We start from the raw sequence: 8545 nt of genomic DNA, 5'->3' as shown, positions 1-8545 counted from the left end.
AATTCAGCTTAGCTAGACCACCTCATTCATTGTGCCGAAGGCGTTTGTCGGGCGGTCGCATGGGCAGTAAATGAGGTGGTCTAGTTCGCTTAACTAGACCACCTCATTTACTGCCCAATATCGACTACTGCCCAATATCGACGGATAGCCTATCTCGCACCTGTCAAACCCCGCATCGTGCTCACCAACAACTTCTTCAAGATGTTATTCTGAACCGGTCAGCTTAATAGCCCCATTTCCAACTCACCAGTTTGGCAGAAAATTAGTAACAGCTCCGCGGGAAGCAGCTAGGCAAAAGGTACTTTCGCAGCATGGAAGCACTAACCCTGACTGGCATCGTTACCACTGCGTGGACGGTCTTAGACTCCGTGGGCCTCAACCCCATCTCGATGGGCCAGAAAGAGGTGGGCAAACAAGCCACGGAGTACGTTAAGAATCTGCTCACCACCAAGCCAACCTACAAGAACCGCTTAGCCACCATTATAGAGGAGCTACTGGCGCAGTACCGGGCGGAATATGACGTGAAAGATGCCGACCGGCACATCTATTTCTTTCAAACCAATTACTTGTGGCAAATAGCGCTGACCTATGCGCTCTTCGAGCAGGAGCCACCGCTCACCCCGGAGAGCTTTCCGGCGTTGCCACGCCTGGTACTGCCCACGGCGGATGAGTTGGCGGAGTTTTCGGGGCGCTTGCGGACGGCCATGAAGGCAGATGCCGAGTTGGAGAAACGGTTTATTGAGGAGAACTACAAGGCGGTAGCTTTCCGATTCGCCCAATCAGCCACGGAGCAGCTCAACGAGCTGCTGACGCAAACCGGCGAACTGCTGGCACGGCCTGATGCCCAGAGCGTGGGCATGGTGCATTCCCTGCTCGACACGATTGAGCGCGACGACTTGGCCAGCTATAAGCCCGTTACGGCCCAGCGCCAGTTGCGTACCGTAGAGCAAGTGGTGGCCCGACAATCGCCCGCCGACGCCTCGCTTCAGGCCCGCCTGTACTTCCTACTGGGCCGCGCCCACCAGGAGTCAGGCGAAGTCAACGAGGCCGACCGCGCTTTCCTGCAAGCCTACCGGCTGCAAACCGCCCAGGTCAAGTATGCCGAAGAGGCCGCCCGCGCCTACGCCAACCAAAAGCAGCCCGCCGCCGCCCTGGCTGTAGCCGCGGAAATCGAGCAACGCGACCCGTTGAACCCGGTGGCGGCGGCCGTGCGCTTGGCCCTTAGCGCCCCAGAAGAATTCGACCGCAATTTGCAGGCAGTGCCCGTTCTGATTGCGCAGGACGAGCGGTTCAAGCTCACGGCCTTGCTCCTGCTACTGCCCGACGCGGCGCCGGAAAAGGACTTGGCGGCCAAATTTCTGCAGGCCGATATGACGCCTTACCGGCCGAGCGCGCAGCTGACCGAAGGCAACCGCCGCTACCAGACCACGCTGGCCCTGTTTGTCATCGAACGAATCTTGCGGCGGCTCTCCCCCGTGTTTGTGCTGGACGAGCCGCCGACCCGCTTAGACGACGCCGACCTGCGGGCTGCCTATCAGGTGCTCAAGCATTACACCGACCTGCTTCAGTTCACGGAAAAGTCCCTACTGCTAACCCACCACTTCTTTGTGCGGGGCGTGACGGGATGGTTGCTAACCGGCGACCTGGCCGACTATGCGGAGCTACGCCGCCGTTTTCCAGCCTTGCCGGCCGAGCAACGGCAGCAGTACGGGCACCAGCTTGTTTTCACCCTCTACCAGGCCGGCGAGTACGAAGCGGCCCTGGAGATGCTGGACCTGATTGACACAAGTCAGACTCCCGAGTTGAGCTTTATTCGCTACACCGCCCTGCGCCGCTTGCAGCGGCCTAGAGCCGAAGCGCGGGAAGCCCTCGGGCGGCACCTGAACGAGCTGCCGCAAATAGACGACTTCACCTTTCAGCGGGCCCTCATTTACTTAGAACACTGCGAGTCGGCGGCCGAGCGCCTGGAATTTGTAGAGGAACGAGAGCAGCGCCAGCAACTAGCGTCAGGCTTGCCCGCCCTGACACTACGGGCATACGCGCTGGCCGCTGACCCGGCGCGGCACGACGAGGCGCAGGACTTGCTCGGTCAAGCCCACGAGTTGCTCTTGCCCGACACGCCCACCGTGTACCGCCAGACAGTCGCCTCCCTCTACCACGAGTTGAAGGATTACGACCGGGCGGCTGCGGTTTTAGAAGCCTGGCCCGGCTACCCCCAGACCCTGGACCAGGGGACCGAGTGGCTGCGGCTCAACAACCAGTACCAGCGCCGGAGCAACAGCGCGGAGCTGCGAGAGGACCTGCGGGCCTGGCGGCTGCGCTACGGCGTTTACGGCGAGTTCTGCATCTGGGAGATTCAACTGGCCGAGCTGCTGCTGGATTGGGAGCGGGTGCTCGAAGTGGTGGCCGCCGCCACCGGCCACCTGACCGACACCTCCGGCCTGATTGGCGCTAAGCTGCTGGCACTCCATAAGCTCAAGCGCACCGACGAGCTGCTCACGGAAGTGGAACAGCTAGTGCTCAGCCCGGCGGTATTACGCCGGCCGCAACTCTTTCAAGTGGCCGGGCTGGCTGCTGCCTTGGGCCGACCGGACTGGGTTCAGCGGTTGTTGTACCCGCTGGCCAGTAAGCGCAACGATATGGTGGCCCGCGGGAAATACGCGCAGCTGCTACTGGGACGCAATCACCCCAGCTCGCCACTCCCCGAGTTTGACCGCGCGGCCCTCGATACTACGGTCAGCTACAGCGTGAACGGAGTACCCCAGCGGCGCGTGGCCCTGACGGCGGAAACGCTGCACGAGGGCCTCAGCGACTGGGCCGAAGAGTTGCTGGACAAGGCACAGGGCAAAAAATATGTGATGCAGCACCCCGCCACCGGGCGCAACGTTACGATTGAGATTCTGGCAATAGACGACCTTTACACGGGGCTGCTGCGCGAGATTCTGGAAGAGGCCAAGGGGGGCAATCCCGAATTGCCCTTCGAGCAGTTCGAGGCCGGCGAAGGCCAAATCGAGCAGCTGTTCGCCGCGCTCAGCGAGGCCGTGGGTGCCGAAGGGGCGGCCCGGCAGCTGCACCACCGCCAGCTCTTCGCCGAGTACGAGAACGGCGAGTTAACTTTTACGGCCCTCACGGCCGCGGTTTTCGACAACAACGGCCTGGAAGCCTACCACGTGCTTACGGCGCAGCAGTGGCCCGACGCACCGGGGCTGGTGGTGCCGCCGCGCTCGGTGTTTGCCCAGGCAGAAGTAGATGCCGCGCGACTGTTTATCCTGGACTGGACTTCGCTCCCGCTGCTGCACCAACTGGACAAGGAATTGGCCCTCAGGCCCAAGGTTCAGCTAGGAATTTCCCTGCACATCGTGGAGCTGTTAGAGCAAAAGCTGCAGGAGCTGCAGCGCTCGCCGCCAGTCGAAATGTCGGTGGAGATTGTCGGCAAGCACGTGCGGCCGCACTTGTATGCTCCCGGCTCCCACGAGCGGCACATTGCCTACCTCACCGAGTTGCTGGAGTGGATAAAAGCACATTGCCTCACGCGCATCGTGACCGAGAAGTTAGACATTGTGCGCGAGCTTAAACAACGGGAAAGCGACGCTGAAGGGCGCCTGCAGTGCCTGCTGGACACCGCTTTCCTGGCCGCGCCGGCCGGGGCCATGGTCGTGTCCGATGACGCGGCGTTTTTCCAGTTTTCTTTCCGGCCGGGCAACGTCGTCAGCACCGAAGTGTTTTTGGCAGCCTTATACCCCGATGAGTTTGAGACGGTCATCGTCCCCAAGCTGCTCGACTTGCACTACGTGGGCCTGACGCTGAGCGGCACGACACTGCTGCGGGAGTTCACCCAGGCGGGCGGGCAGTTTACGGGCCGCGCCCTGCAGGGCCTGAAAAGCCTGCCCCGACAGATGATAAGTGAGCCAGGCACTATGGCTGACATCGCAACGCTGTTGCGCGACATTTACTTGATGGGCACGCTTTTGCCCGCCCAAAAAAGCCGGGCCGCCGCGACCATCCTCACTGCTTGTCTCACGCACACGCCTTTGAACGCTCAATTTAAATCACTGATGCAGCAACTGCTCAGCGTCCGGTTTCAGCTGCTGCCAGAGCCGATGCGCGCGGTGCTCACCGACTTGGAGCAGGCCTGGCAGGTGGTGAAGGCGGCGCGGGCGGCGGCGGAAGAGCAGTGACACCGCTAGATTAATTAGGTACGCACGGTTGCCATACTATGAGGTGGTCTAGCCAAAACGGACAGTGAGAAGTCTTACCTTCCACTGCCCATGACTGAAAAACTGAATCCTGGCGGCCTGCCCGCCACGCGCAAGAAATATACACCCGCTTTCAAAGCCGAATGTGTGCGCCAAGTGGCCGCCGGTGCCCGGCAAACAGACGTAGCCCGCGCCCAAGGTATTTCGCCCGCTTTACTCGGACGCTGGCAGCGCCAAGCGCTGGACCAGGCCGTGCCCAGCAGCGCCGAGCGCGAGGAAATCAAGCAGCTGCGGGCCACGCTCAAGCGCGTGGAAATGGAGCGCGATATTTTAAAAAAAGTCGTGACCATTTTTGCGCAACCGCCTCATTCATGAGCCGCTACCAGTTCATTCAAGCCTGCACTGAGCCCTGGCCCGTGCAGTTGTTGTGCCGTTTGTTGGCCGTCAGTACAGCCGGTTATTATCAGTGGCAACAGCGTCCTGCCCAACCGGCTGCGGCCTGGCAGCCAGTAGCGCAGGCGGCGTTTACGCGCCATGCTCGCCGCTACGGCACCCGGCGGTTGCGGGCCGAATTACGTGCCGAAGGCCATGCCGTGGGTCGCTACGCGCTCCGCTCCTGGCTGCACCGCAACGGGCTGCGGGCGCTGAGCACCCGTCCACAGCGCCCCCGCACGACGGTGGCCGACCCGGCCGCCGTGGTGGCTGAGAACCGGCTACTCGGTCAACCCGCCCCCACTGCCCCCGACCAGGTATGGGTGGGCGACATCACCTATTTGCCCCTGGTGGGCGGGCGCTGGTGCTATCTGGCCACGTGGCGCGATACCTGTTCGCGCTGGGTCGTGGGCTGGCACTTGGCCGCGCAGATGCCCACCGAGCTCGTTCTGCATGCGCTGGAGCAAGCCCTGACGCTGCGCCAGCCCGCGCCGGGCCTGATTATCCACGCCGACCGCGGCAGCCAGTACACCAGCGCCGCTTGCCGGGCCCGCATCGAACAGGCCGGCGCACTATCCAGCTTCAGCCGGCCGGGTAATCCGTACGATAACGCCCAGGCCGAGGCCGGCTGGAGCACGCTCAAAACCGAACTGCTGCCCCACGGCACCGCCTTTGCCAATCTCGAAGAGGCCCGCCTGGAGGTCGCCTACTACCTCGACACCTACTTCAATTTGGACCGCCGCCACTCTACCCTCGGCTACCGTTCGCCCCACCAATTTGAACGCGACTTAAAACTCAACCTATCTTAGCGCACTGTCCGTTTTTACTGGACCACCCCATTCCCTTTAGGCGGAAGTAGCGATGCCCGGCCGAAAACGTTGCGTTTGGCGTAGTAACTACTAGCGATACGCCGCAGCTTACCTCTGGTAAAGAAGACCCGTAGTTTCCCTTCGCCTTTCAGTTCATGATCATGACACCTCTTTATATCCAAAAAATCGAGCTAAAGAATATCAAAACCTTCGTTGAAGGAGTTGAGCTTCAGCTTACCAAAGCCGATGGAACCCTGCCGCAATGGACGCTGATTCTCGGCGACAATGGTATCGGCAAGTCCACTTTGCTACAATTCATCGCCTGGATGAAACCGGCTTATGACGGCGTGTCTCAGAGACGTTCTGCGCCGCTGATCAACGACGAAGAAAACGAAGTATTGGAGCACTTGGTGCACCGAAGTCCTGACAAAAAGCAGACGGCTCACGTCCGGGCCGTGTTTGTTGCGAACCAGCAAGTTAACAAGAAGCCGCCCAAGTCGCCGATTACCTGCGAGACCAGAATAACGATTGGACTGGACAGCGAAGGCAAGCTGGAGGTCGTGGATCCCAAATTACACGCTGAGACGGGCAGCGTATTTTACGATGAAGAGGTGGCTATTTATGCGTACAGTGCTTCTCGGCAACTGGGAAAGCTGAATCTAAACAACCCCAAATTAGAGGACTCCATCCCCAACTTCATTCAAGAAAAAACGGAGTTGTACGATGCGGAAGAAATCTTGCACAAGCTCAATTATGCCGCCTTAGGAGCAAGCTCCCTAAAAGAGATAAAGAAATACAATTCCTTTATCGACCAGGTAAAGTCCATGCTGGTGACCTTGTTGCCGGACTTTGAGACCATCAAGGACATTGAGATTACGCCTCCCAAGGTGCTGAGTAACGATACCGAAGGAGGGGTTTTGGTTAATACCAAACACGGGAAAAAGATCCCTTTTAGTGACTTTAGCCTTGGTTACAAAACGGTTACCTCCTGGACGATCGACCTAGCTTGGCGCTTATTCAATCACCATCACACCAAGATGGCCAATCCCTTACTGGCGCCCGGCATTGTGTTGATTGACGAGATTGACTTGCATTTGCACCCTGTGTGGCAGCAGAAAATCATGGACAGTTTGTCCAAGCACTTTCCAAACATCCAGTTCATTGCCACGGCCCACAGTCCCCTGATGGTTCAATCTGCGTTGGATGCCAACCATGCCATTCTCAAATTTGAGGGAGGAAACGTGCGGATTGTCAACGAGCCAGAAGTTGTCGACGGGTGGCGAGTCGACCAGATACTAACCAGCGAGTTTTTCGGCCTTAAGTCTTCCCGAGGGCCAGAATATGATACCCTGCAAGCCAAGCGGACCACTTTGGCTAACAAGAGAAAGCGTACTAAGCAGGAAGAAGAAGAACTGCAGCGCGTAACGATGCAACTAACGGAACTGCCAGCCGGGGAGACGCCAGAGGAAATAGAAAACAGAAAGCTTATTTCGGACTTGGCCCAACGAATCAAAAACAACCAGGTCAACATCGCGCTATGATCCTCGTTACTAAGCCGACTGCCGTACCCGTTACCCTGCGCCGGACGGGCCAAGCAGCCGACAATCGCAACCGGCAAGACTACGATGCCGATCCGCAAGCGTACATCCGCAACACCAAAGAGTTTACTATCAAGCCGTCGATCTATAATTATTCCACCATCAAAAAGACGCTAAAAACAGCCCAGCACTCGAAATGCTGTTTTTGCGAAAAGGAACAAAAGGACGAATATGGGGCCGTTGAACACTACCGCCCGAAAGCGGGATTCCAACTCCTGGACAAAAGCGAAGATCTGCGTAAACCCGGCTATTATTGGCTGGGGTACGCGTGGCGCAATCTGTATTTCGTATGCGGACCTTGCAACACGATTAAGGGCAACCTGTTTCCCTTAGTGGGCGAAGCTACCCGGGCCCGATCGCATCATGACGATGAAGCACAGGAAGACCCGTATTTGCTTGATCCGGTTGGCCCCAAAGATCCCCGCGATCATATAGTCTTTGATTCCGAGTTTGTGCGGGGCGTGAGCGACTACGGGCGCCGGACGATCAGCATCTGTGGCTTGGATCGGGACGGGCTGAACGAGAAGCGAAAGAAGTTGATCAGTGACATTGACTTTTACGTGGTCGTCCTGGCCACCAAGGCCGATAACTCTGCGGCGGTGGTTCAGAGAGCGCTCGCTTTTCTCACGGAATGCCGGAACCCGCGTGCTGAATTCTCCGCCGCCGCGGCGGACTACTTAGCCTTGTTTCCCCGCGCCATACTAGATCAAATTGGCAGCTAAACTTCTGCCTGCTGCCGTCAAGTCGGGAATCTGGGGAAAATACCGCAGTGAATCCAGTTCACTGCGGATGCTTTCTATTCGATGGGCAATAAACTCTCTTGTTTCGGGAGGGCAAGGCTGTCCGGTAGCTAGCACGGCGTAGAAATCATGAATGGCCCGGAATACATACATGCCGTGCAGAATTCCCCGGACGGGCCGGTCTTCGTCCCGCCAGGGCGAAAAATACAGCGCCGTACTTGCCGGGTCTACCATTGGCAAGTGGTTCTCCAGTAAGGTCAACTGCAAGTGCATCGCCTCGTGCAGAATTGATTCGGCCACCCGCAACGAAGACGGGAGGGAAGCGTCCTCACAAACCGACACAAAAATGGAAAAGGGGATATCTGGGTGGCTGTAGCTGGTGTCAATTTCCGGATGCGGTTGCTGCAGTATCTGGATGGACCTGACCAGTTGGCCAACCGCCGCGTAGGCATCTTCTGCGCGGTTGAGCAGGGCCAGGGCATGCTGAACTTTGCCGAGCACTTGGTTTTCTTCCAGTGCACTCGGCTCTAGTGGCTCCAAGCCGTGCGCTTCGTAAAACGCCTGCAGGCGCTGGAAGTCCGGGTGTTCTAGCCACACTTGCTCGGTTCTAATACTGGCCAAGCGCTGGCGATGGGCAGGAATGGATCCACGCCCTTCCAAGCAGTTGGCAATGCTGTACTCCGCGGCGGTAATGCTGGTCTTGTGAGCTAAAGTAACCCAGCCCGCCTGGGCCAGTTCAGCGGCCAACCCTTTGTCGCACACGGCGAAGG

Annotated in this window: 6 protein-coding genes; 5 read left to right on the top strand and 1 reads right to left on the bottom strand. The window is 58.6% G+C overall.

The window, feature by feature from the left end; translation table 11 throughout:
- Positions 1–311 precede the first annotated feature (311 nt).
- From J7E24_RS09435 to J7E24_RS09415, 5 genes are all read left to right on the top strand, one after another.
- Positions 312–4178 (top strand): PIN domain-containing protein, encoded by a 3867-nt coding sequence (locus tag J7E24_RS09435; protein WP_215137460.1) that lies wholly within the window; start codon positions 312–314, stop codon positions 4176–4178.
- 90 nt (positions 4179–4268) lie between these two features.
- Positions 4269–4571, top strand: coding sequence for a transposase (locus tag J7E24_RS09430; protein WP_215137458.1), 303 nt, complete (start codon positions 4269–4271; stop codon positions 4569–4571).
- A complete protein-coding gene (locus tag J7E24_RS09425; RefSeq protein WP_215137462.1) occupies positions 4568–5437 on the top strand; it encodes an IS3 family transposase in 870 nt (289 codons plus the stop codon). Before J7E24_RS09430 ends, J7E24_RS09425 begins: the two co-directional genes overlap by 4 nt.
- A 161-nt stretch (positions 5438–5598) precedes the next feature.
- Complete coding sequence (locus J7E24_RS09420) at positions 5599–6978, top strand: AAA family ATPase (protein ID WP_215137456.1); 1380 nt, start codon at positions 5599–5601, stop codon at positions 6976–6978.
- Complete coding sequence (locus J7E24_RS09415; RefSeq protein ID WP_215137454.1) at positions 6975–7757, top strand: hypothetical protein; 783 nt, start codon at positions 6975–6977, stop codon at positions 7755–7757. Before J7E24_RS09420 ends, J7E24_RS09415 begins: the two co-directional genes overlap by 4 nt.
- Here J7E24_RS09415 and J7E24_RS09410 read toward each other — a convergent pair.
- The gene (locus J7E24_RS09410) at positions 7737–8537 is read right to left on the bottom strand and encodes an aKG-HExxH-type peptide beta-hydroxylase (RefSeq protein ID WP_215137452.1); all 801 of its coding nucleotides are present in this window, start codon (positions 8535–8537) and stop codon (positions 7737–7739) included. The two genes, J7E24_RS09415 and J7E24_RS09410, sit on opposite strands and share 21 nt — an antisense overlap.
- Positions 8538–8545: the final 8 nt, after the last annotated feature.

The sequence above is a fragment of the Hymenobacter sp. ISL-91 genome, assembly GCF_018613725.1.
In the GTDB taxonomy this organism is placed as follows: domain Bacteria; phylum Bacteroidota; class Bacteroidia; order Cytophagales; family Hymenobacteraceae; genus Hymenobacter.
This window is presented reverse-complemented; position numbering and strand designations above follow the sequence as displayed.